Raw genomic sequence first — 26,781 nt, 5'->3', positions numbered from 1 at the left:
GCTCCCCTCAATCGAGGAGTTTGTCGAGGGACGCGAGCTTCGCCGCCAGGCGCGCCTCCACATCGTCCTCGGCGAAGAGGGCCGCGGCGACGGGCTCGGCTTCGGGGTGGGGCTCGGGGGACGGCTCGTTTCGCGGGGCATCGTCCCCGGGGCCCGAGATCCGCTCGAGCAGGTATTCGGCGAGCGCGGCGGGCGACGAATACGAGAAGATCAAGGTCGCCGAGAGCTTCAGGTCGAGCTCCGGCTCCAATCGATTGCGCAGCTCGACGCCCATGAGCGAATCCATCCCGAGGCTGGAGAACGTCGCGCTCGGGTCGATCCGCGCGCTGTCCAGGCGGAGCACCTTGCCGACCTGGCCAATGACATACTCCTCCAGGAGCCGCCCCCGTTCCATGAGGGGCGCGGCTTCGAGCGTCTCTCGGATGCTCGAGACCTGCGCCGAGGCCCCGCCCGCTCGTCGTGAGGTGAGCTCGGACCAGAACGCGAGTTTTTCCTGCTCGCGGAAATATTGAAGGAATCGATCGACCGAGAAATCCACCATGGCGACGCAGGGGCGCGGCCGCGCGAGCAGCCTCGACAGCGCCGCGTGTGCGACCCGGGGCGCGATTTCGCGCGAGAAGGGGTTCGCGGCTCCGCCGAGCGCCGCGTGCCGCGCGGCCATGCCCACGTCCCCGATCGTGCCCCATTGAATGCTGATCATGGCCGTCCCAGCGCCGAACACGCGCTGGGCCATGGCATCGAGGAACGCATTGGCGGCCGCGTACGCAGCCGCGAGCGAGAGCCCGAGCACGGCCGAGATCGACGAATACGCGACGAAGAAGTCGAGCGGCCGGTCTTTCGTCTTCGCGTGGAGGTTCCAGGTGCCGGCGACCTTCGGCGCGAGGACCTCCTGAAACGCCTTCTCCTCCGCGTGCATTGTCGGGATCAGCTCGCCGACGACGCCGGCTGCATGGAAGATCCCCGCGAGCGGCGGCATCTTCTGGTCGAGCTCGGCCCAGATCGCGTCGACGTGGTCCATGCGCGCGACGTCGCCGGAGAGCACGAGCACCTTCGCGCCCGCGGCTTGCATCGACGCGATTTGCTCCTGCGCGGCGCCCGTCGGGGCCCGGCGCCCGACCAGCACGACGTGACGCGCGCCCTGCTCCACGACCCACGCCGCGACCGCGAGACCGAGCCCGCCGAGGCCGCCCGTGACCAGGTACGTCGCGTCCGGCCGGATCTGGAAAGCGCGCGCAGGCGCCGCGTCGAAGCGACTTCGCACGAACCGCGCCACGTACCGACCGTCCTTCCGCAGCGCGACCTGGTCCTCGCCGTCCGTCGCATCGATCTCTGCGAGGAGCGCCGGCGCGCCGGCCGACGTGTCCACGGGATCCAGGTCGATCCGCACGCATTCGAGCTCCGGCAGCTCCAGCGAAAGCGTGCGCCCGAGCCCCCAGAGCGGCGCCTGCGCGGGCGAGACGTGCGCGCGCGCATTCCCGGCCGCCTGCGCGCCGCGCGTGACGAGGTGGAGCCGCGGCCGCTCGCGAAAGTTCTTCCGCAGCAAGGCCTGCGACAGGTACAGCGCCGAGATCGAGCTGATTCGCTGATCGGTCGTGACCGTCTCCGCGGTGGTCTCGTCCCACGGCGTCGTGTCCAGGCTCCACAGGTGAATCACGCCGCGGCATGGCTCCCCTGGGCCGAAGGCATCCTCCAGCAACCGGCCGTACGCGTCGCGGTGAAATGGGCAGAGTCGGTATGCGTCGTCGGCCGTACGCGCGTATTCGCTTCCTGCCTCGACGAACACGCAGCCATCTCCTCGCGCACGCAGCCGCGCCGCGAGCTCGGCGCCGACGCCGCCGCGATCGCCGAACACCAGCCACGCGCCCCCGGCGGACCTCGGCCTCCCGGCGGATCCCGCGCGTGGCGCGAGCTTCCATTGCACCTCGTAAACCTGCTCGTCCAGCGGCTCCTTCGTGGCCTCGACCGTGGGCCGGGCGTACGTCACGCCTTCCACCCAGTACCGCTCCCGCTGCCAGGGGTATGCGGGCAAGGAGACGACGCGGCCGCCCTCGGGGTAGAGTTTGTCCCAGGCCACCTCGTATCCGTGCGTATAAAGCGCGCCGAGCGCGTCCAGCATCGAACGACGCTCGTCCGCCTGCCGCCGCATCGACGGGATCGCCACGCCTGCGCTCTTCGCCTCCTTCAGGTTCTCCTCGACCGACGGAAGCAGAATCGGGTGAGGGCTCACCTCCACGAAGAGCCCATGTCCTTCCTTCAAGAGCTCCTGCGTCACCTGCGAAAACCGCACCGGTTGCCGCAGGTTGTCCGCCCAATACGATGCGACGAGCTCGTCGCCGCGGAGCGCCCTCCCCGTCACCGTCGAGCGCATCGCCACCTTGCCGGGCGACGGACGCACGTCACGCAGCGCCGCGAGGAGCTCGTCGCGCAGCGGATCCACCTGCGGGCTGTGGGACGCCACGTCCACCTTGACGCGCCGGCAGAACACGCCCTGCTTTTCGAGCGCGGCGAGCACCTCCTCGAGGGCCCCCGGATCCCCCGAGAGCACCGTCGCGCGCGGGCCATTGCTGACCGCCACGTCCAGGCGATCCTCGTATCCCGCGAGGGCACGCGCGGCCTCCGTCATCGGCAGCTCGACGAGCGCCATCGCGCCCTTGCCGCTGATCCTCCGGAGCAGCCGGCTGCGACGGCATATCACCCGGACCGCGTCCTCGAGGCCGAGCATCCCCGCCACGTGCGCCGCGGCCACCTCGCCCATGCTATGGCCGACCACGCAATCGGGTTCCACGCCCCAGGATCGCCACAATGCCGCGAGCGCGACCTCGATCGCGAAGAGCACGGGCTGCACCACATCGATCTCGGCGAGCCTCGAAGCGACCTCGTCCGCGCCGAGCTCCGCGAGGACGGAGAAGCCGGCCTCCCGCTCGATGGCCTCGTTGCAGGCCTCGATCGCCGCGCGGAACGCCGGCTCTTCGACCAGCAATCGCCGCCCCATCCCCAGCCATTGCGAACCCTGACCGGGAAACACGAACACGACCTTCAGCCGATCCTTCACGGGCCCGTGCGCGTGCAGCGCCCCCGAGGCCTGCTCGCCTTTCCCGTACGACGAAAGGAGCGTGGCGAGCTCCTCCCTCGTCCCGAATGCCGCCGAGAGCCGATGCTCGTGGTGCACCCGACGCACGCTCGCCGTGTACGAAAGGTCATGGAGCGGAACGTCGTTCGCCGCCGAGAGCCATTCCGCATACGAACGACAGAGCGCCCGCAATGCGGGAGCGCTCTTCGCCGAGAGCGGTAGCAGATGGCTCGAGGCCGCCCGCGCCGCATTCGCCTTCTCGACCGGCGCCTCCTCCACGATCACGTGCGCATTCGTCCCACTGATGCCGAACGAGCTCACGCCGGCGAAGCGGGGTTTGTCCCGGCGCGGCCACGGTACGGCCTCCGTCGGGACGACGAACGGCGTCCCGTCCAGCACGATGCGCGGGTTCAATCGGCGGAAATGAAGGTTCTTCGGGATCCTGCCGTGCTCGAGCGAGAGCAAAACCTTGAGCAGGCCCGCCATGCCCGCCGCGCCCTCCAGGTGCCCGATGTTCGTCTTGACCGCCCCGAGCACGCACGTCGATCCGTCCGACCGCGGCGCCCCGAGCACCTCCCGCAGCGCCTCGGCCTCGATGGGGTCGCCGAGCGACGTCCCGGTCCCGTGCATTTCGACGTACCCGATGTCCGACGGCGAGACCCGGGCCCGCGCAATCGCTTGCCGCAGCATGGCCTGCTGGGCGAGCACGTTCGGGGTCGTGAGGCCCGTCGAACGCCCGTCCTGGTTCACGCAGAAGCCGCGAAGCAGCCCTCGAATACGATCGCCGTCGCGCAAGGCATCGGAGAGGCGCTTCAGCACCACCACGCCGCACCCTTCGCCGCGCACGAAGCCATTCGCGCGCGCGTCGAACGTCTTGCACCGCCCGTCCGACGAGAGCGCCCGCGTCTCCACGGCCATGGCCATGATCCGCGGGGAGAGAATGGCGTTCACGCCGCCCGCCACGACGAGATCGCTGTCACGCTCCCGCAAGCTCTGGCATGCCTGCGCCACGGCCACGAGAGACGACGAGCAAGCCGTATCGATCGAAAGGGCCGGCCCCTGAAAGCCGAACGCGAACGAAATGCGTCCGGCCGCGGTGCTGAACAGGTTCCCCGTGGCGCAATAGGCGTCGTAACGGCCAAGCAGCGCGTCCCCCACGATCTGCTGGTAATCGTTGCCGCAAAGCCCCACGAAGACGCCGACCTTGCCGCCCGCGAGCAGATCCTGCCGCTGCCCCGCGTCCTCCAGGGCCTCCCACGTCACCTCGAGGAGCATCCGCTGCTGCGGATCCAGCGTCTCGGCCTCCCGCGGCGAGATGCCGAAAAAGGCCGCGTCGAAGCCGCGGAGGTCGTCGAGCAGCGCGGCCCAGCGCGCCTCCGGGTGATTGCCGGAAATCGCGTCCGGCGGCCATCGATCGGGCGGGATCTCGCGGACGGCGTCGACGCCCTCTTCGAGCAAACGCCAGAATGCCTCGGGCCCGTTTCCGCCGCCGGGAAAACGGCATCCGGCGCCCACGATCGCAATGGGCTCGCTCGCCGCGCGCTCGACCGCGTCGAGGCGCGCTTTCATTTTTTCGAGCGCCGTGATCGCCCGCTGGAGAGCGCTCGGCTCACCGGCCGCGGGTCGCGGGAGTTTCGCAGATTCGTCTGCGTTGCTCATCCGAGATACTCCTCGAACGCTTGGAGTTTGTCCACGAGGCTCGCTTCGTCCTCCTCCGAGGTCGATTCGCCCTCGGCCGGCGCGATCAGGGCGTCGTCGACCTCCGCCGGCCCCGGAGGCGCGACCTCGGCGGCCTCGGTGGGGGCCTTTGGGGGGAACATTCGTTCGGCGAGGTGCGCCGCGAGCGCCGACGCCGTCGGGTACGTGAAGAGAATGGCCGCCGAGAGCTTGAGCGCGAGGCTCACCTCCAGCCGATTGCGTAGCTCCAGGCTCAGCAAGGAATCCATCCCGTAATTCGTGAATGGCGCGCGCCTGTCGATCCGCTCCGGCTCCATCCGGAGCACCCGGCCGAGCTGCTCGGCCAGGTGGGACTCGACGAGCCCGAGCCGCTCGGCGGCGCTCGCGCGCTCGAGGACGTCCCGGAAGGTCCCCTTCTTGTCGGGCGCGCCCGGAGCCGCATTCTTCTCGGCTTCGAGCTCGCGCAGGAAGGGCGCGCCCGCCATCTGCGGGTAAAACTCGACCCATTGCCGCAGGGCGAAGCGCATGAGCGCGACCTCGGGCCGTGGATGCGCGAGCGCGCGGCCGAAAAGCAGGCTCCCTTCCTCCGCCGTCATCCCGTCGACGCCGCGCGAGGCGACCCGCTTGCCGCGGAGGTCCGACGCCGCCGCGAGCCCGACGTCCGCGAACGCGCCCCACTGGATGCTGAGCCCGGGCAAACCCTCCGCCGCGCGCGCCTGGCAAAGCGCGTCGAGAAACGTATTGGCGGCCGCGTAATTCGTTTGTCCCGGCGATCCGAGGAGCCCCGCGACCGAGGAGTACGCCACGAAGAAATCGAGCGCGCGCCCCCGCGTCGCCGCGTGCAGGTTCCATCCGCCGAACACCTTGGGCTCGATCGGCCGGTAGAGCTGCGCTTCGCTCATGTTCGGCAGCGTCGCATCGTCGAGGAGCCCCGCCGCGTGCACGACCCCGCAGAGTGGCGGCATCGTACGCTCGATCTCCTGGACGACGGCGTCCACGTCGGCCCGCTTGGAGACGTCACCACGCAATGCCTGGACCCGCGCCCCGGATGCCTCCATGGCCCCGATCGCCGCTCGCGCCGCGTCGCCCGGGGCGCTTCGCCCGAGGAGCGCGAGGTGCCGCGCCCCCTGCTCGACCAGCGACGTCGCCAGGGACAAACCGAGGCCCCCGAGGCCGCCGGTGATCAGGTACGTCCCGTCGGCGCGGATCCGCGCGCGCCCAGGCTCCTCCGACACCGTGACCTCTGCGGCGTCGTCCTCCATGCGCACCACGATCTTGCCGATGTGCCCTGCCTTTGCCATGAGCCGAAAGGCATCCGCGGCGGCGCTCGCCGCGAAGACCTGCACCGGCTCCGGCTGGAACGTGCCGTCCTCGAAGCGCGCCATGACCTCGTCGAGCAGAGCGCCGTACATCTCCGGCTTCTCCTCGGCCATCCCGGCGAGATCGACCGCCGTGTACGACAGGCTCTTGCGAAATGGCAAGAGGCCGAGGCGCGTATTTTGATAAATATCCTTTTTGCCGAGCTCGACGAACCGCCCGTAGGGCGCGACGACCTCCAGGCTTCTATCGAGCGCCTCCCCCGAAAGCGAGTTCAGCACCACGTCCACGCCCCGCCCCCCCGTGCGTCCCAGCACCTCGTCCGCGAACGCGAGCGAACGCGAATCCATGACGTGCTCGATGCCCATCGCGCGGAGGTAGGAGCGCTTTTCTTCGCTGCCTGCGGTCGCGAACACCTCGGCCCCCACGGCCCGCGCATACTGGATGGCCGCGAGCCCGATGCCGCCTGTCGCCGCGTGAATCAAGATGCGCTCGCCGCGCCGGAGTCGCGCCACGTGGTCGAGCGACCACGCGACCGTCATGAAAACGGCAGGAATGCCCGCAGCCTGCTCGAAGGAGAGGCGCCGTGGCTTTGGCTTGACGAACTCCACGCGCGTCACCACGTGGCTCGCGAAGCTCCCGGGCGCCGACGCGACGACCGCATCCCCCACGGCAAACCCCGTGACCCCCTCGCCGATTGCGGCGATCGTGCCCGCGCATTCCCCGCCGAGCAGGATCGCGCTCGGATCCATTCCAGGGTAGATGCCCATCGCCTTCATCACGTCGAGGAAATTCAACCCCGCCGCCTCGACCTCGATTTCCACCTCGCCGGGACCCGGGGGCCTGCGCGTCATGGCGCGGAGCGAGAGCTTTTCGAGCATCCCGGGCTCACGAATGTCCAGCCGGAAGGAACGACCCGCCGCCCGCTCCCTGCGCTCCGCCGCGCTCCCATGGCCGAGGCTGCCTCGCACGAGGCGCGCCACGTACCTGCCGTCGGGCCGCAACGCGACCTGATCCTCGTCGTCTCCGGAGAGAATCTCGCCCCAAAGATGTTCGAGTTCGTCCGGCTGTTCTTCCAGCGCGAGGTCGATCCGGACGCACCCGAGATCGGGCTGCTCGGTCGCGATCGCTCGCCCGAACCCCCACAACGTCGATTGCGCGACCGAAAGCGGCCCCGCGCCCGTACCGGCCGCCTGCGCGCCGCGCGTCACGAGGTACAGGCGGGGGACGTCCCGAAAACCTTGACGCAAGAGCGCCTGGGCGAGGCGCATCGCGCTCGCGAGGCCGCGCCCGAGGTCTGCGGAGAGCGTGGCTTCGGTGGTGTCGTGGAAGCCCGCGCCGTCGAGCGCCCCGCAATGAATCACGCCACGACAACCGTTCTTGCCGAAGGCTCCCCGCAAGACCTCGTCCCAGTGCGCCGCATTCGTCACGTCCAGCCGGAATCGCCCCTCGCCGAGGCGCGCATATCCGTCGCCGGCCCGCACCTCCACGCACGACCCGCCGCGCGCTCGAATTCGCTCCGCGAGCGCCGCGCCGAGCCCCCGCTCGTCGGCGAGCACGAGCCACGCCCCCGGGTTTCCCGTGGACGCCGCCGCCGCGAGCGGCTTCGATTGCCACGCGACCTCGAAGACACAATCAGCGAACGGATCGATGGCGGGCTCTTCGACCTCCGCAAGCCTCTGCACCCGGAGATCGTCGATCTCGACCCAGGCATGGCCCGCGTCGTCGAGGATGGCGAGGGATAGAATGGGATCGGCGCCCCCCTCCGTCTTCACGACCCGGCCGTGGACCCACGCCGTCCCGCCGGGCCGCCCGGACAAACGCAAGCCTCGCACCTCGACCGGGACGAACGTGCCTTCCCCCAGCGACGATTGCAACGCCGCGCCTCCCGCCTGGAAACAGGCGTCCATCAGGACCGGATGCACATGATACGCGGATACGTCGTCGCCGAGATCGTCCGGCAATCGAACACGCGCGAGGACCGCGCCCTCCCCGAGCCGCAGCCGCTCGATGCCCTGGAAATGCGCGCCATACGAGAGGCCACGCGCTTCCATACGCGCGTAATGCGCGCGCGACTCGACGACCTCGGGGCAACGCGCCTCCACCTCGCCGAAATCGATCCCCGCCCGCGCCGCGGCCTTCGGCGCCGCCACGCGCAGCTTGCCCCTCGCGTGCGTCACCCATTCCTTCGCGTCCGCCTCGCGGCTCGCGATCGTCAAGGCCGCGCGCCCGCCGCCCTCCTCCACGAGCGAGACCTGCACGAGCCGCTCGCCGCCGCGGGGCAAGGCGAGCATTCGCTCGAACGACATTTCTTCGAGGCGCGTCGCGCGCTCCCCGTAGACCTCTGCCGCCGCCGCGAGCCCGAGCTCCACGTATCCAGCGCCCGGAAACACCACCTCTCCCTGGACGCGATGGTCCTCGAGGTAAGGGAATCCCTCGACACTCACCCATTGCTCCCATACGTGGAGCTCCGGCTGCGCCGCAGGGACGAGCCCGGCGCCGAGCAGCGGGTGGCCCCCCTCGCGTCGCGCTGCCCGCGGCTTGCGCGTGCTCGCTTCGAGCCAGTAATCCTCCCGCTGCCACGGATACGCGGGAAGTGTGACGATGCTCCCGCCGTCGGGGGAAAGCTTTCCCCACGCCACGCCGCAGCCGCGCACGTACAGCGATCCCAGCGCTTCCAGCATCGACCGGCGTTCGTCCGCGTGCCGTCGCAAAGACGCGATCGCGGCTCCGTCGATCTTCGCCTCCTTCAGGTTCTCCTCGATCGACGGCAGCAGAATCGGATGCGGGCTCATCTCCACGAAAAGGTGGTGCCCCTCCTTCAACAGCGCATCCGTGACGGACGAGAATCGCACCGGGCGGCGGAGGTTGTCGGACCAATACGAAGCCACGAGCTCGTCGCCGCGGAGCGCCTCCCCAGTCACCGTCGAGCGCATCGCGAGCGCGCCGGGCGAGGGGCGGACGTCCCCGAGCGTGGCCACGAGCTCGGCGAGCAGCGGCTCCACCTGCGGGCTGTGCGAGGCGACGTCGACCTTCACGCGGCGGCAGAACACACCCCTCGCTTCCAGGCTCGCGAGCACCTCTTCGAGCGCCGCCGGGTCCCCGGAGAGCACCGTGGACCTCGGACCATTGCTCACCGCCACGCCTAGCCGATCCTCGCGCCCCACGATGGCCTGCTCCGCCTCCGCCATCGTCAGCTCGACGAGGGCCATCGCGCCCTTGCCACGAATGCGCCGGAGCAGCCGGCTCCGGCGACAGATGACCTTCGCCGCGTCCTCGAGGCCGAGCATCCCGGCCACGTGCGCCGCCGCGACCTCGCCCATGCTATGCCCGACGACACAATCGGGCTGGATTCGAAAGGACCGCCAGAGCGCCGCGAGCGCCACCTCGATCGCGAAAAGCACGGGCTGCACGACGTCGATCTCGGCGAGCCGTGAATGCGCCTCGTCGGCCGCGAGCTCGGCGAGCACCGAAAAACCCGCCTCGCGCGCGATGGCCTCACTCGCCGCCTCGAGCGCGGCCCGGAATGCCGGCTCCTCGGCGAGGAGCTGCCGCCCCATCCCGAGCCATTGGGATCCTTGCCCCGGGAACACGAAAACGACCTTCGGACGCCCCGAAGCCTTCCCCGCGACCACCTGCGCAGGCCCTTCCCCGCGCCCCCACGACGAAAGGACTTCCGCGAGCTCCTCCCGCGTCGCACCAACGGCCGCGAGCCGGTGCTCGTGGTGCGACCGGCGCACGCTCGCGGTATAAATGACGTCGGGAAGGGAAATATCGTTTGTCGCGGACAACCATTCCGCATACGAACGCGAGAGCGCCGAGAGGGCCTCGGCGCTCCTCGCCGACAGCGACAGGAGGTAGCTCGAGGCCTCTTTCGCGCGCGGCTTCGCCTCCGGGGGCGGCGCCTCCTCCAGGATGACGTGCGCGTTCGTCCCGCTGATCCCGAACGAGCTCACGCCCGCGAGGCGAGGCGTCGCCCCGCGCGGCCACGGCCTGTTCTCCCGGGGAATCACGAAGGGCGTGTCCTCGATTTCGATGCGCGGGTTCAGCGCGCGAAAATGGAGGTTTCGCGGGATCTCCTCGTGCTCCAGCGCGAGCATGGTCTTGATCAAGCCCGACACGCCCGCGGCCCCTTCGAGGTGCCCGATGTTCGTCTTGACGGCGCCGACGACGCATTTCGCGCCATCCTCGCGGGGTTTTCCCAGGACGGCCTTCAGCGCGTCCATCTCGATGGGATCGCCGAGCGGCGTGCCCGTCCCGTGCGCCTCGACGTAACCGATCTGCTCGGGCAGCACGCGCGCGCTCGCAAGGGCCTGCCGCAGCACCGCTTTTTGCGAGAGCACGTTCGGCGTCGTGAGGCCCGTGGAGCGGCCGTCCTGGTTCACCGCGGAGCCGCGGATCAGGCCTCGAATGCGGTCGCCGTCGCGGAGCGCGTCCGAAAGCCGCTTCAGGATCAAAAGGCCGCACCCCTCGCCCCGCACGTATCCATTGGCCCGCGCGTCGAAGCTCTTGCACCGGCCATCCGGCGAAAGCGCGTTCGTCTGCGCCATCATCTGCATGGTGAAAGGCGACACGATCGCGCTCGCGCCGCCCGCGACCGCGAGATCACTCTCACCGCTGCGCAGGCTTTGACACGCGAGGTGCACGGATACGAGCGAGGACGAGCACGCGGTATCGACCGTGACGGCCGGGCCCTGGAACCCGAACACGTAGGAGAGCCTGCCCGCCGCGGTGCTGCCGATGTTGCCCGTGGCCGAATAAGCGTCCACGGCGTCGATGCCGCACGAAACGAGCTGGTGCTCGTAATCGATGATGGCAATGCCGACGAAGACGCCCGTGCGCGTCCCGACGAGGCGATCGACATCTTGACCGCCGTCCTCCAGGGCCTCCCACGTGACCTCCAGCAACATACGTTGCTGCGGATCGAGACTATGCGCCTCGCGCGGCGAGATCCGAAAGAAGCTCGCGTCGAAGCCGTGAATGTCCGGCAAGAGCGCGGCCCAGCGTACGTCGGGCCGCTGTCCGGGAATCGCGTCCTTCGGCCACCGCGACGGCGGGACCTCCTGCACGGCATCGACGCCGTCCTGCAATACGCGGAAAAACGCGTCCGGCCCCTGGCCGCCCCCGGGGAATCGACAGCCCACGCCGACGATGGCAATCGGCTCGGTCTTCTCGCGCAGGAGCGCGTCGCGCTCGGCGCGGACCGTCTTCAAAACGACGAGGGTTTCCCGGAGCTTCGAAAGATAATCGGGTGCGTTGCCGCTCATCCAGGCGATCCCTTGCGCGCGTTGGCCAGCTCTTCGTCGAGCATCGCGAGAAGCTCGTCGCCCTCGACGCCCGCGAGGCTCGCCGGCAGCTCGCCCGTCCGCGGGGTCGGCGGCGCCGGCTCCACGATTCGCTCTTGCTCGACGGGGAGATCGAGCTCGCCGAGCAGATGCTCCGCGAGCGCCGCGACGTGGGGATACGTGAAGAGCAGGGTCGCTGGCAATCGCTTGCCGAGGTCACGCTCGAGCACGTTCCGCACTTCGATGCTCATCAGCGAGTCCACGCCGAGCGAACGGAACGGCTCCGCGCGCCCGATCTGGGTCGGATCCATGCGCAGCGCGCGCGCCACGCGCTCCGCGACGTGCGTCTCCAGGAGCCCGAGACGCTTGGCGGCGGGCGTGGTTTCGAGCGTTTGCCGGAATTGCTTGCCCTCCGGGGCGGCGCCCTTCGACGCCGCGCGAGCCTGACGCAAATCCGCCCAGAAGGGGCTCGACGCGAGCTGGGGGAAGATATCGAGCCATTGCCGGACATCGAGCCGCATGAGCGCGGCCACCACGCGGTGTTGCCCGACCAGCGCCGAGAGCGCGGCCATCGCCTCCTCCTGCGAGAGCCCTTCGAGCCCGGCGGCGGCGCTGCTCCGCGCCCCGGAGGCGAGCCCGATCCCGGTGATCGCCCCCCACTCGACCGCGGTCGCAGGCACGCCCCGCGAACGGAGCCATCCCGCGAGCGTATCGAGAAAGGCGCTCGTCGCGGCATAACTCGCGCGGCCGACGTACCCGAGAATCGCCGACACCGACGAATAAAGGACCATTGCGTCGAGCGTCGAGCCCTGCGCGATCTCGAGGAGGTGCCGGGCTTCGACGAGCCCCGACGAGAGCTCGTCGCCGAACCTTTGGCTCTCGAGATCCGCGTCGCGCGTGGGCTCCTCGGCCACCAATGCCGCATGAAAGACCCCGCGGAGCGGAGGCGCTTCGTGTTCCTTCATCTGGGTGAGGACCTTGTCCACGCCCGCGCGCTGCCGGAGGTCGGCCACTGTCACCACGACCTCGGCGCCGGCCTCCTCCAGGGCCTGAATGGCTGTTTTCGTCGCCTCCGAGGGCTCCTTGCGCCCGACGAGGACGAGGTGGCGTGCGCCCCAGCCGACGAGCGATTGCGCGGTCAAGAGGCCGAGTCCCTCGAACGCGCCGGTCACGAGATAACGCGCGTCCGCGCGCACCTTCTCCCCGCGGCCGGGGGCATTCTCCAGGGCGCTGCGGGCGAGGCGCGAGACGAATCGACCGTCCTTCCGCAGGGCGACCCGATCCTCCTCCTCGCCGGCGCCGAGCTCCTCGAGCAACGCCTCGACGTCCCCCACGGCGGCGCCGGGATCGAGGTCCACGTTGAAGATCTCGATCTCGGGGTGCTCCAGCACGAGGGTCCGCGACAAACCCCAGGCCGCGGCCTGCACGGGCGCGATATACTCCTGCCACGCGCCGACGGCCTGCGCGCCACGCGTCACGAGCCAGATGCGAGGGTTCGTCCGGAGCCCCTGCGTGGCGAGCGCGCCCGCGAGATGGAGCAGGCTCTCGGCCCCCGTCGATCGCGCGAGCGCCGTTTCCTGCTCCTTGCCCCAGGCGGGATCGTCGGCGCATTGCAAATGCACGATCCCTGCCCATTCCATTCCCTTCGGGCGCGCCGCGCCGAGGACCTCGGTGTAATGGCTGCGATCGGCCGGATCGATCCGGTAGAGATCGGGGCTCACCGATTCGTATCGGTCCCCGGCGACGACGCGGACGCACGTCTCGCCACGCGCGCGAAAAGCCTCACAGAGGGCGGCGCCGGTGCCGAGCTGGTCCGAAAAGACGAGCCACGCCCCCGCGCCGCGCGGCCGCGGCTTGCCGTCCCCCGCGCGGGCCCGGGGTTTGTTTTGCCATTGCGCCTCGTAGGTGACGTCCCGACCCGCCACCACACGCGGGGCGGCCGGAGCGCGATGCCCCGGCTCCGGAATCCAGTACACCTTTTTCTGCCATGGGTACGTCGGCAGCGGCACGCACCGCCCCCCGGTCGGCACGAGCCGCGCCCATTCCGGGAAGCAGCCGCGCGTGTAAAGCCCGCCGATCGCTTCGAGCAGCGCGCGACGCTCGTCCTGGCCTCGCCGCATCGAATATACGGCGAGCCCGCCCGCCTCCTTGGCGGCGAGGCACTGGTCGACGTTGCTCGCGAGCACCGGATGGGGCCCGACCTCCAGGAAGAGCTGATACCCGTCATGAATGGCCGCGCCGACGGCGCCGGCCAGATTCACGGTCTCGCGCACGTTGCGCCCCCAGTATCGCGCATCGAGTTCCTTGCCTTCGACGCACTCCGAAAGCACCGTGCTGTACATCGCGAGGGTCGCCCGCCGCGCGTCGACCCGCACGAGTCGCTCGACGAGCTCCGCGGCGAACGGCGCCATCTGCGGGCTGTGGAACGCATAGTTGACCCGCAAGGGTCGGCAGGAGATCCCTTCGCGCTCGATCCGCGCCACGACCTCGTCCATCGCCTGGGTTTGTCCCGCCAGGACGATGGAATTCGGGTCGTTCACGGCGGCGATCGAGATGCGATCCTCGTACCCCGCGAGGAACGTCCTCGCCGCGTCCGGCGAGGCCGCGACGGAGACCATCTTTCCGGCGCCGGTGGCCTTCTGCATGATACGACCACGAATGGCGACGAGACGAATGGCCTCGTCGAGGGAGAGGATCCCGGCGATGTGCGCCGCCGCGATCTCGCCGACGCTGTGCCCGATCACCGCGTCCGGCGCGATCCCCCACGAACGGAGCAGCTCCACGAGCGCGATCTGAATGGCGAACAGCATCGGCTGCGCCACCTGCGTCTCCGCGAGGCGCGACATCGGCTCGATCGCATAAAGCTCGTCGAGGATGCTCCACCCGAGCCGCCCCGTGAGGAGCGCGTCGCAGGAGTCGATGACCGATCGAAATGCCGACTCCTCGTCGTAAAGCTTGCGCCCCATGCCGAGCCATTGCGATCCCTGGCCCGAAAAAACGAAGACGACTTTCGCCCGCGCGGGCGTGGCTTTTCCTTGCACGACGCCGCTGGGTTGCTCCCCGCGCAAGAATCCGCCGAGCAGCCCGGCGAGCTCGTCCTTACTGCCGCCCACGACCGCGAGGCGGTGCTCGAAATGGCTGCGCCGCGCGCTCGCCGTGTACGCGATGTCGAGCAGGCGCGGCCCGTCGGCGCTCGCGAGCGTTCGCTGGTACGATCGGGCGAGGTCGAGCAGCGCCTCGGGGGTCTTCGCCGAGAGGGGCAAGAGATACGCGCTCGGATCCTTCGCGAGCTGCTCCTCGAGGTTCCGCGGCGCTTCCTCGAGGACGACGTGGGCGTTCGTCCCGCTGATGCCGAAGGAGCTGACGCCGCCGATGCGAGGCCGCAATCCTGCCTTCCAGGGCATTGCATGCTGCGCGATTTCGAGCGACGTCCCGCGGAGATCGATCCGCGGGTTCAGCGAGCGGAAATGCAGGTTGCCCGGGATGCGATCGTTCTGCATCGAGAGCGCCACCTTCATGAGCCCCGCCACGCCGGCCGCGGCCTCGAGGTGCCCGATGTTCGTCTTGACCGCGCCGAGCACGCAGCTCGACCCCCTCTCGCGGGGCCCGCCGAGCACGGCCTTCAGCGCCTCGACCTCGATCGGATCGCCGAGCGAGGTCCCCGTCCCGTGCGCCTCGACGTACCCGACGTCGGACGGCGCGACGCGCGCGCTCTCGAGCGCCTGCCGCAGCAAGGCCTGCTGCGAGAGCACGTTCGGCGCCGTCAGGCCCGTCGATCGACCGTCCTGGTTCACGGCCGAGCCGCGGATCACCGCGATGATCGGATCCCCATCGCGCTCGGCGTCCGAAAGGCGCTTCAGCACCACGACGCCGCACCCCTCGCCCCGGACAAACCCATTCGCGCGGGCGTCGAAACTCTTGCATCGCCCGTCCGGCGAGAGGGCCTGCGTCTTGCTGAGCAGCTTCGTCGTCGCGGGCGAGAGCATCAAATTGACGCCGCCCGCCAGCGCGAGGTTGGTCTCGCCGCTCCGCAGGCTCTGGCAGGCGAGGTGAATCGCGGTGAGCGATGAGGAGCACGCCGTCTCCACGGACACGGCCGGCCCCTGCAGTCCAAAGACGTACGAGAGGCGACCCGCCGCCGTGCTGATGACGTTCCCGGTAAAACAATAGGCGTCGAGCTGATCGGGGCTCAATGCGAGGACGCGCTGCTGATAATCGAGCGCCCAGATCCCGATGTACACGCCCGTCCGGCTGCCCATGAGCCGCTCGGGCATTTGCCCCGCGCGCTCGAGCGCCTCCCACGAGACCTCGAGCAAGAGCCGCTGCTGCGGATCGAGGCTTTCCGCCTCGCGCGGCGAGATGTTGAAAAAGGCCGCGTCGAACCGATCGACGTCGTCGAGAAACGAGCCCCACCGGAGCGCCCGCGCCTCGGCGTCCTGCTCGGGCCCCGCCTGCTCCAGGCTCCATCGCTCGGGCGGGACCTCGCGAATGGTGTCGACGCCGTCCTCGAGCAACCGGAAAAAAGCCTCCGGTGTATTCGCGCCCCCCGGAAAACGGCAACCCATGCCGATGATGGCAATGGGCTCGACGCGCGCGCGCTCGAGGTTCTCGATCTTGGCGCGCATCTTCTGGATCGTCATGATCGCGCGCTGCATCGACGAGAGCCCCGACGCGGGCGGGGCCTCTTCCTCGTGCTGCGTCGTCATGGTCGCGGGAGGGTCGGGGCGTCTCGTGCTCACGACAGGTAGTCCTCCGAGCGGGCCAGCTCCTCCTCGAGTTCGAGCAGGATCTCGGCTTCCGACTGCGTTATGTGCCTGGGCGACTGCACCCTTATGGGTTCACTCGGCCTCGCGGGAAGGGCCGACGAGCGCTCCGCCCGCGGCGCCGCCATCGACGGGGGCGACGTGTCCGTCGAGCGCTTGCCCTGCGCAAGGCTCATCCGGTCGAGCAGGTGATCGGCGAGCGACGCGGGGTTCGGATAGGTGAAGAGGAGCGTCGCCGAGAGCCGCACGCCGAGGCTCAATTCGAGCCGATTGCGGAGCTCCAGGCTCAAGAGCGAATCCATGCCGAGGCTCGTGAACGAGGCGAGCCGGTCGATCCGCCCGATATCGAGCCGGAGCACCTGGCCCACGTGCTCGAGAATGTGCTTCTCCAGCATGGGGAGCCGCTCCTGCGGCGGCCTGCGCTCGAGCAGGCTCCGGAACGAGATCCGGCTCGAGGGCGGCCGGTCCGTGGCCTTTTGATCGCGCTGGAGCTCGGACCAGAAGGGGATGTCGCCGACCTGCGGGTAATACTCGACCCACTGGCGCACGGAGAGGCGCAAGACGCCGATCTCGGCGCGCGGGCGTTCGAGCAGCTTGCCGAACGCGAGGAGCCCGTGCGCAGGCGAGAGGCTCTCGATCCCGCGGTGCGAGAGACGGTTGCCGCGGTTGTCCTGGGCCGCCGCGAGGCCGATGTCGGCGAACGGCCCCCAGTGAATGCTCGTCGCCGGGCGGCCCGTGCGCCTGCGCGCGTGGGAGAGCGCGTCGAGGAACGCATTGGCCGCCGCGTAATTGCCCTGCCCAGGGGCGCCGAGCAGCGACGCGGAAGACGAATACAGCACGAAGAAATCGAGCTTCTGATCGAGGGTACGCGTGTGCAGGTTGAAGGCCCCGCGGACCTTCGGCGCCATCACCCGCGTGAACCGCTCCTCGTCCATTTCGAGGAGGGTCCTGTCGTCGAGCAAGCCGGCGGCGTGAACGATGCCGCGCAGGGGCGGCATTCGTTTCTTGATCTCCGCGAGCATGGCGTCGACCTGGTCCTCGCGCGTCACGTCCGCCGCGAGCACGGCCACCTCGGCCCCGGCCTTCTCCATGGCCGAAATGGCCTCCCGCGCAGCCGCGGAGGGGGCGCCGCGCGAGACGAGCGCGAGGTGGCGCGCCCCCCGATCGACCATCCACCGGGAGAGGGACAAACCGAGGCCCCCAAGGCCACCGGTGACCAGATACGTCGCATTCGCGAGGATGGTCGGCTTCGGCTCCTCCACGGGCAGGATGCGGACCGTCGGGTCGTTCATCTTGACGACGATCTTCCCGACGTGCTTGGCCTGGGCCATGAGGCGGTAGGCGTCGCGGACCTCTTCCACCGGGAATTCCTTCACCGGGAGCGGCTGGAAGACGCCCATGTCGAAGAGCTGCATGACCTCCTGGAGCAGGGCGCCGAGCAGCGCCGGACGCTCGACCGACATCCCGGCGAGGTCCACGGCCGCATACGAAAGGCTCTTGCGGAAGGGCGTCATCGCGAGCTGGCCGTTGTCGTAGATGTCGCGCTTGCTGAGCTCGACGAATCGACCATAAGGCGCGAGGATCTCCAGGCTGCGCGTGCGCCCATCGCCCGTGAGGGTATTGAGGACGACGTCGACGCCCTGGCCGCCGGTCTGCTCGAGGACCTGCCCGGCAAAATCGAGCGTCCGGGAATCCATGACGTGCTCGACGCCGAGCGAGCGCAGGTACGCGCGTTTGTCCTCGCTGCCCGCCGTCGCGAAGATCTGGGCCCCGAGAAAGCGCGCGAGCTGAATGGCCGCGAGCCCCGTGCCGCCGGTCGCGGTGTGGACCAGGACCCGCTCGTCATGGCCGAGGCGCGCGAGCTTGTTCAGCGCGTAATAGACGGTCATGAAGACGACGGGCACCGAGGCCGCCTCGGCGAAGCTCAGCTTCGAGGGCTTCGGCGCGACAAACTCGACGTGCGTGGTGACGTGCGAGCCGAACGAGCCCGCGGCGAACGCGACGACTTCCTGCCCGACCCGGACCTGCTCGACACCCGCCCCCACGGCGACCACGCGGCCGGCGCATTCGAGGCCGAGCTGCAAAGGCCCAGGCGTCATGCCGGGGTAAACGCCCATGGCCTTCATGACGTCGATGAAGTTGAGGCCCGCCGCCTCGACCTGGATCTCCACCTCGCCCGGACCGGGAGGACGCCGCGGGATCTCCCGCAAAACGAGCCGATCGAGGACGCCGAGCTCCTGGCTCTCGAGCTGGAACGCCCTGCCATTGGCGGGCTCGGGGGGCGCATTGCCCCCGGCCGCCTCGGCCGCGTCGAACGAGCTATGTACGAGCCGGGCGACGAACCGGCCCTCCTTGCGATACGCGACCTGATCCTCGCGGTCGCGCACCGAGATCTCGCGGAGCAGGGCCGAAGCCTCGTCGACACTGCGGCTCGGATCGACGTCGATGCGCGTGCATTCGAGCTCCGGGTGCTCGAGCGCGATCGTGCGGCCGAGCCCCCAGAGGGTCGATTGCGCGATCGAGAGCGGCGTCCCGGTCGCGAGCACGGCCTGCGCGCCGCGCGTGACGAGCCAGAGCCGCGGCATGTCGCGCCAGCCCTGGCGGATCACGGCCTGGACGAGGTAAAGCGCGCTCAGGCAGCCGTGCGCGATGTCACGCTCGATCGTGTCGTTCGTGATCCGCTCCCACGGAGTCGCGTCGAGCGCATAAAGATGCACGATCCCACGGCAATGGACCTCGCGGCCAAACGCCTCGCGCAGGACGCGCTGGTAATGCTCCGGGTTCGTCGGGTCAATCTCGAAGAGCCCCGCTTCGAGGCGGGAGAACCGCGACCCGGCGCGCACGCGCACGCACGCCTCGCCGCGCGCGAGCAAGAGGAACGCCATCGACGCGGCCGTGCCGCCCTCGTCCACGAAGAGCAGCCACGCGCCCGGGTTCCCCGCGTGTTTGAGCCGCATGGACTCGCCGTCGAGGTCCTTCTTGCGCCACTCGATCGCGTAAATGGCGTCGTCGAGCGCGTTCGCCGACGCCGACTTCCCGCTCTCCAGCCGCTTGATGCGCAGCCCCTGCACCTCCGCCTGCACCCGGCCGTCCGCGTCGATGACGTAGACGTCGCCCGCGGGGTTCGTCTTGTCGTCGCTCGCGTGGAGCTGCGCGTGGACCCATACCTCTTGCCCGAGCGAGCGATGGAGCCGAATTCGATCGATGCCGGAGAGCACGTACGTGCCGAGCGGCTCGGTCTCCGACGCGACGTGGACCTGCACGAGGGTCTGGAAACAGGCGTCGAGCAGCGCCGGGTGCACTTGATACTGGTCCGCGTTCACCGCGACGTCGGCCGGCAAGAAGACGCGGGCGAGCCCTTCCTCGTTGCCGAGCCACATCTGCTCGAGGCCGCGGAAGCTCCTGCCATAAAAGAGCCCGCCCTCCTCCATGCGGCGATAAAATGCTTCCGCGTCGACCACCGTCGGGCAACGCGCCTGGAGCACGCGAGGACGCTCGCGCGAGATCCGCGCCCCCGGCGCGCCCACGCCCGTCCGCACCTTGCCCGCCGCGTGCCGCGTCCACGATTTCGCGCCCGCCTCGCGGCTCGAAACCTGAAAGGACGCGCGCCCCGCCTCCTCGTCCACGAGGACGAACTGGACACGGCGCTCCGGGTCCTTGCCGACCGGGAGCATCCGGTCGAAGGTGACCTCCTCGAGCGCGACGGAGACCTTGCCGTGCACCTCGGCGACGGCGGAAAGGGCCATCTCCACGTACCCCGCGCCAGGGAAGATGGGATCGTTCTGCACGCGGTGGTGCGCGAGGTAGGGGAGCGCCGTCATGTTCAGCGATTGCTCCCAGAAATGGAGCGTGGGCTCGACGGAGAGGTGGACCGGCGGGCCGAGCAGCGGGTGCACGTCGGGCTCGTGGTGAGAAGCCTGCGAGAGCCACGGTCGCGACTGCGGCATCCGCGACTTCACCTCGTCCGGCAGCCAATACCGATCCCGCTGCCACGGATACGTGGGGAGCGAGATGCAACGGCCGCCGCGCGGAAAGAGCCTGCCCCACGCGAGCTCGTGGCCCTTCACGTGGAGCGCGCCGAGCGCGTCGACGAGGCAATGGCGCTCGTCCTCGTTGCGCCGGAGCGACGCAATGGCCGCCCCCTCCTTCGAGAGGGCACGCAACGTCTCTTCGATCGAATGGAGCAAGATCGGGTGGGGGCTGATCTCCACGAAGAGGGTTTGTCCCTCCTCGACGGCCTTCGCGACGGCCCTGCCAAACAGGACGGGCGCGCGGAGGTTCTTCACCCAGTACGAGGCGTCGAGCTCCGCGCCCGAGACGAGCTCGCCCGTGACAGTCGAGCGCATCGCGACCTTGGTCGCCCGCGGCCGGAGATCGGCGAGCACGGTCGAGAGGTCCTGCTTGAGCACGTCCATCTGCGGGCTGTGCGAGGCGACGTCGACCTTCACCCGGCGGCAAAAGACCCCGCGCCCTTCGAGCATCGCGACGACCTCGTCGAGCGCGGCCGGCTCGCCCGCGATCACGGTCGAGCGCGGGCCATTGCTCACCGCGACGCTGAGCCTGTCCTCGTACCCCACGAGCGCGCGCTCGGCCTCGGACATCGCCAGCTCGACGAGCGCCATCCCGCCGAGCCCCGCCACACGCCGAAGGAGCTTGCTGCGGCGGCAGATGACCTTCGCCGCATCGTCGAGCGAGAGCACGCCCGCGACGTGCGCCGCCGCGATCTCACCCATGCTGTGGCCAATCACGGCGTCGGGCTCGACGCCCCACGCGCGCCAGAGCGCGGCGAGCGCGACCTCGATCGCGAAGAGCATGGGCTGCACGACGTCGATGCGGCCGAGCTGCGAGCGCGTCTCGTCCGCGAGGAGCTCCTCGATGACGGAGAAACCCGCCTCGCGCCGGATGACCGCGTCGCAATCCTCGATGGACTCGCGGAAGACCGGCTTCTGCACGAAGAGCGCGCGGCCCATGCCGACCCACTGCGAGCCCTGCCCGGGGAACACGAAGACGAGGCCGCGCCGGCCGCCGATCGGCACCGCGCCGACCCGCGAGAGGGGATGATCACGCCCGTCGGCGATCGCGCGCAGCCCATCGAGCACCTCCGCCCGGCTCCGCGCCGCGACGACCCCACACGTGCGGTGGTGCGCGCGGCGGACGCTCATCGTGAAGCAGACGTCCCGCAGCGCGGTTTCGCTCGACGTGTCGATGAACCGGACGAGGCGCCGCGCCGCGTCCCGCATCGCCGTCTCGGTCTGGCCCGAGACGGGCAAGAGGTGCACGTGGCCCGTCTCGGTCGCGTCGGACTCGGTGCGGCGATCGATCACGCTCGCGCCGTGCACGAAGAGCTGACCCACGGCCTCGCGGATCGAGCGGCCCTCGTCCTCGTTTCGCCAGAGCGCCGCCACGGCCGCCGCCGTCGCCTGCTTGTCCACGTGGCGAATGCACTCCTCGATGGAATGCTTGACGATGGGGTGCGGCGCGATCTCCAGGAACACCGCGAGCCCGTCGTCGAGCAGGCGCTGGATCCCATTCGCGAACCGGACCGGCTCGGAGAGCTGGCGCGACCAGTAGGCGACGTCGAGGTCCTCGCCGCGAATGCGCTCGCCCGTCAGCGCCGAGACGACGGGGACCCGCGCGCTCATGGGGTGGAGATCCCCGAGCAGCGACGGGAGCTCGTCCACGAGATAAGCCATCTGCGGCCCATGCACGGCGGCGCCGGTGTTGACCGGGCGCGCGAAGACGCCGCGGGAGGCGAACGACGCCGCGATGCCCGCGAGCGCGCCGCCGTCCCCGGAGAAGACCGTGGAGGTCGGGCTCGCCGCGATGGCCCGGTGGATGCGGCCGCCCGAGGACGCCGCGATCGATTGCGCCTCGTCCCAGCCGACACCCGCGAGGAGCATCATCCCCTGGCCCGCCGAGCGCTGCACGAGCGTGGCCTGATGCGCGATGACGCGCGCCGCGTCCTCGAGCGAGAGAACACCCGCGACGTGCGCCGCCGCGACCTCGCCAATGCTGTGGCCGATCACCGCGCCCGGCTCGAGGCCGAGGTCGTGCAAGAGCTCCGCGAGCGCGACCTGGAACGCGAAGAGCACGGGCCACATGACGTCGATGCGATCGGCGGCGACGCGCGGTGAGCCGGCCATGATCTCGTCGAGCACCGACCAGCCAAGCAGCGGCGCGAGCACACGATCACAACGCGTGAGCGCCGCGCGGAAGCTCGGCTCCGAGAGCACGAGCGATCGGCCCATCCCCACCCACTGCGATCCTTGCCCCGAAAACACCCACACGACGCGGCGGGATCCGCGGGCCACGCCGCGGAAGATGCCTCGCCCCTCGGCGCCGCTGCGCGCCTCGGCGAGCCGCGCTTCGAGGCCACTCTTCGTGCTCGCCACGACCGCGAGCCTCTGGCCCACGCCGGCCGAAGGGCCGCGCAAGACCCGCCCGGCGATCACCTCCTCGCCTCGGATCGATTCGAGCGCGAGCCCGATCGAGGCGCCCATCGCCTCCGGCGCGCCCGCTTCGAGCAGGGCGACGCTCGCCGTCGAGCGGGCCATGCTCTCCAGGATCACGTGCGCGTTCGTGCCGCCATAGCCGAACGAGCTCACGCCCGCGCGGCGCAGCGCGCCCTCAGGCGCGGGCCAGGGCTCGACCTTGGTGACGACGCGCAGGTTGAGCGCTTCGAAGTTGATGTTCGGGTTCGGCGATTCGTAATGCAGGGTCGGCGGCAACGCGTCGTGCTGCATCGCGAGCGCGACCTTCAAGAGCCCCGCCATCCCCGCGGCCGCTTCGAGGTGCCCGATGTTCGTCTTGACGGAACCGATGCAAAGCGGCTGATCGGGCGAGTGCTCCAGCCCGATCACGGCCCCGAGCGCGCCCGCCTCGATCGGATCGCCGAGCGGCGTGCCCGTGCCGTGCGCCTCGACGTACTGGATGTCCGCGGGCGAGACGCCTGCCGAGCGGCAAGCGTCCCGCAGCATCGACTGCTGGGCGAGCGGGTTCGGCGCGGTGAGGCCGTTGCTCGCGCCGTCGTTGTTCACGGCGCTGCCGCGCATGACCGCGTAGATGCGGTCGCCGTCGCGCAGCGCGTCCGAAAGGCGCTTCAGGATCACGAGCCCCGCGCCTTCGCTGCGCACGTAGCCGTTGCCGCGCGCGTCGAAGGCGCGGCAGCGACCGTCGGGGCTCATCGCATTGAGCTTCGTGAAGCCCATCGTCGTCTCGGGCACGAGCATCAAGCTCACGCCGCCCGCGATCGCGACGTTCGACTCGCCGCTGCGCAAGCTCTGGCTGGCGAGGTGCATGGCGACGAGCGACGACGAGCACGCCGTGTCCACGGTCATGCTCGGGCCCTCGAGGCCGAAGGCGTACGAGAGCCGGTTCGCGATGATGCACGACGCGCCGCCCGTGCTCGTGTGCGCGGAGATCGACTCGCGCCCCGCGCGATCCTGGAGGAGCGCGTGGTCGAGGAAAAGCGCGCCGACGAAGACGCCCGTGCGGCTGCCCTTCAGCGCGGACGGCGGAATCCCGGCGTCTTCGAGCGCCTCCACCGCGAGCTCGAGCGTGAGCCGTTGCTGCGGATCCATCTGCACCGCCTCGCGCGGCGAGATGCCGAAGAACTGCGGGTCGAAGGCCTCGACGTGGTCGAGAAACCCGCCCCAGCGCGTGTTCACCTTGCCCACGGCGGCGTTGTCCGGATCGTAGAGCGCCGATGCGTCCCAGCGATCCCTCGGCACCTCGGTGATCGCGTCGATGCCGTCGCGCAGGAGCCGCCAGAACGCGTCGAGGTCCGGCGCCTTGGGGAAGCGGCACGCCATGCCCACGATCGCGATGGGCTCGTTTCCCGCAGACGCGCGATGGGCCGGCGAAGGCACGGGCGGGGGGCGCAACGACGACCCAGACGACGTGGACGAACCCGCGTTCGACGCCAGGAACTTCGCCAGCGACGCGGGGGTCGCGTACTCCCAGACGAGGGTCGGTGAGAGGCTACGACCGAGGTGCTTGCCCAGATCCGCGAGGAGCTTCGTCGCGCCGAGGGAGTCGAGCCCGTAGCGATGGAACCGCTCGCGTGGGTCGATGGTCCGCGGATCGATCCCCCGAAGCTCGGCGAGGCGGGAGACCAGCCAGGCCGAAAGGTTCTCTGCGTTGGGTGGAGTCATCGACGCGTAACCCGACCTCGTCTCCTGAAAGCCCCTCGACCTCGTCGCGGCCCGTCGTGCTCACGTGCCACGGAAAGTTTGAAACCTTGCTCCAACGGTCGAAGCACGCCTCGCGGCGCGCTCCCGGGAGCAGCATATACCCCGAGGTGGCGAAGCGACGCACGAGGTAGCCCGCATCGCGTGTTTCTCGCCCACCCAGACGAGCGCGCCTCGCGAGCACCATGGCGGCGAGCCTCCCCGCGGCGAGGGCATCGGCGCCCGTGGCCCTCGGATCCCCGCCGAAGCTCGACCGAAGCAGGGAGGACGTCGCGCATACAGTCCAGAGAATCCTAAACGAAGCCGAACCGTTTGCCCATCGCACGTTCGGTGCTCGACGGCTGCGATGCAAGCCAGCCCGCACGGACACACCGGCAACACGAAAACGAGAGCGCTCCGGACGGCCCACGCGTGTCGCACACAGAATCACGCGACGCCGGGATGTTGCGCCCGCTCCGCTCAGTTGCCTGCGCTCTCGACCTTGGGTTCGGGCGGAAGCGGCGGATTGCCTGGCGGCGGCCTGTATCCAGGCTTGCGATATGTCAAGATCGCAATCTTTTCATGCTTGTATGGCTGCGTTTGTCCAGGCAGCGGACACTGGTCTCGCAGCCAGTACACGTCGAACGCGACGAGCTCGTCTTCGGGGCGACCGGTCTCTTCGTGCCAGTGCAGGAGGTACTCCTTGAGACCATGACGGAACACCTTGTTCCGATCGAGCCGGATGCGGTTGAAGTAATCCTGCCAGATCTGGTTCAGGCCGAGACCACGCGCGTCCGAGAGATTGAGGTCGGGCTCCTTGCCAGTGAAAGGATCGACGTGGCGGCCGCTGATCGTGATCGCGTCGATCGTGATCGAACCGTCGTCGCTGATCGGGTTCGGCGCGAACATACCCCAGCCCTGGTACAGGCGCGGGTAGCCGAGGGTCGCCTGCATGAGCCACGGCTGCGTGTGCTTGAGGGGCGCAGGGACGGACTTGTTCTCGTTGATCGTCTGGCTCACCGCGCAGAGGAAGAACCAGGCCACGAGCGCCTCCCGCAGGCCCGCGCGCACGCGTGAGGCGCGCTCGGCGAGCGGGGACGGCACAGCGCTCGCCGAGCGGCCGCGGGGCTTCGTGCCGAGGCCGAAGGCGCGCGCGACGGCGTCGCGACGGCGCGCGACGTAGCCGAAGAGCGGCCCCGAAAGGCCCAGCGTGAGGACGCGGAAGACGGGCCAGAGAAAGCGGCCCGCGGGGAGCGAGCGCGCGAGGGCTGCGAGGGCCGCGTGATCGTCGTGGACCTCGTTCGTCGCGGGATCGCGGACGCGGAGGAGCTTCGGCGTGGCTTCGTCCTCGGGGCTCTCCTCGAACGTGAGGCGCTCGCAGTGGTCGAGGCGCGCGAAGAGGCGACAGAGGAAAAACGCGAGCGGCGAGCGCCGGTCGTACACGACGACCCACGCGCGGGCTTTCTTCGTGTACCAACGGTCGAGGATCTCCCAGTGCACGGGCTGGGGGAACAGGAAGCTCCAGGCAATCATGAACCAGGAGAACGGGCCGAGGCGCATCATCACGCCGAAGCTCCCGTGCAGGCCGGTCATCAGGAGCATCGCGAGCGGCCGCGTGACGCGGCGGCCGGCGGGCGCGAGGATGAGCGGCACGAGGATCGCCTCGACGACGAGCACGCTCCAGGCGACAGGCCGCATCATCCAGATCGGCATGTACTCGCGAAACGGCACGGCGAACCCCGTGATCATGCGATCGAGGTGGAGCACGTAATGGACCGTGTCGCCCTTGCGCCAGATATTTCCCGATTTGTTGACGACGTTGAAATAATAAATGACCGCGATGTTCAGGGTCGTGAGGAGCCCGATCAACGAGACGTAGGGCTTCGTGGCCCAGGCGAAGGGCGCGCGCGCGTTGAGCTCCGCGGACGAACGCTCCTTGCGCTCGCGGAACGAGCGCAAAAGCGCGTCGACGGAGAATCGCTGGCCGGTGGGCATGAACATCGCCCAGCCGATGAGCAGGTTTTCCACGACGTACCCGCCGTTCTCGACCATGACGAGCCGGTTGTCGAGGCTCGTCACGAAGAGGAACGAGAGGACCGAAAAGATGCGGGTATGCCAGCCGATGAAGAAGCAGAAATGGCAGAACGTCGCGATCGCGAAAGCGACGTGGACTTCTTCGAGCGAGGAGAACGCGTGGAAGAGGCTGAAGTTGAAGCCGCTGCTCGGACGGAAGAGGTGGTAATGGTTCGTGAGGACGCCCTCGTTCGAGTAGAACCAGCGCGCATCCTTCCAGTGCCTGATGCAATCGGCGGTGACGAGGAACCCGATGACGAGCCGGAAAAACCCGAGCGTGCGCGGGTCCATCGTCATGTAATGGTCACGCAGCCAGGCGAACGCGGCGCGGAGGCCTGAAAACCGCGGTTTGGCGGGTTTGTCCTCTCGCGGCGCGTCCTCGGGCCGTCCGGCCGTGACCTCGCCCTCGGCGGCTATCTCGGCCACGA

5 protein-coding genes are annotated in these 26,781 nt (G+C 69.6%); all 5 read right to left on the bottom strand.

Annotated elements, in window-relative coordinates; translation table 11 throughout:
• Window positions 1–7: 7 nt before the first annotated feature.
• The 5 genes from KEG57_RS10090 to KEG57_RS10070 all read right to left on the bottom strand — a co-directional run bounded on the left by KEG57_RS10090 (window position 8) and on the right by KEG57_RS10070 (window position 26,779).
• Entirely contained in the window at window positions 8–4,729 is a 4,722-nt protein-coding gene (locus KEG57_RS10090; RefSeq protein ID WP_272419463.1) for a type I polyketide synthase, read from the bottom strand.
• The gene (locus KEG57_RS10085) at window positions 4,726–11,331 is read right to left on the bottom strand and encodes a type I polyketide synthase (RefSeq protein WP_272419462.1); all 6,606 of its coding nucleotides are present in this window, start codon (window positions 11,329–11,331) and stop codon (window positions 4,726–4,728) included. The genes KEG57_RS10090 and KEG57_RS10085 overlap by 4 nt, the downstream gene beginning before the upstream one ends.
• Window positions 11,328–16,055: a type I polyketide synthase gene (locus KEG57_RS10080; RefSeq protein WP_272458408.1), complete on the bottom strand. Its 4,728-nt coding sequence runs from the start codon at window positions 16,053–16,055 to the stop codon at window positions 11,328–11,330. The genes KEG57_RS10085 and KEG57_RS10080 overlap by 4 nt, the downstream gene beginning before the upstream one ends.
• A 29-nt stretch (window positions 16,056–16,084) precedes the next feature.
• Window positions 16,085–24,265, bottom strand: a complete 8,181-nt coding sequence (locus KEG57_RS10075) for a type I polyketide synthase (RefSeq protein WP_272419460.1) — start codon at window positions 24,263–24,265, stop codon at window positions 16,085–16,087.
• Between the two features lie 495 nt (window positions 24,266–24,760).
• Window positions 24,761–26,779: an HTTM domain-containing protein gene (locus KEG57_RS10070; protein WP_272419458.1), complete on the bottom strand. Its 2,019-nt coding sequence runs from the start codon at window positions 26,777–26,779 to the stop codon at window positions 24,761–24,763.
• Window positions 26,780–26,781: the final 2 nt, after the last annotated feature.

This window comes from Polyangium jinanense (assembly GCF_028435365.1).
This window is presented reverse-complemented; position numbering and strand designations above follow the sequence as displayed.

Coding starts and splice junctions, on each gene's coding strand:
- KEG57_RS10090 (WP_272419463.1), bottom strand. CDS start 4,729: ATGAGCAACGCAGACGAATCTGCGAAACTCCCGCGACCCGCGGCCGGT.
- KEG57_RS10085 (WP_272419462.1), bottom strand. CDS start 11,331: ATGAGCGGCAACGCACCCGATTATCTTTCGAAGCTCCGGGAAACCCTC.
- KEG57_RS10080 (WP_272458408.1), bottom strand. CDS start 16,055: ATGACGACGCAGCACGAGGAAGAGGCCCCGCCCGCGTCGGGGCTCTCG.
- KEG57_RS10075 (WP_272419460.1), bottom strand. CDS start 24,265: ATGACTCCACCCAACGCAGAGAACCTTTCGGCCTGGCTGGTCTCCCGC.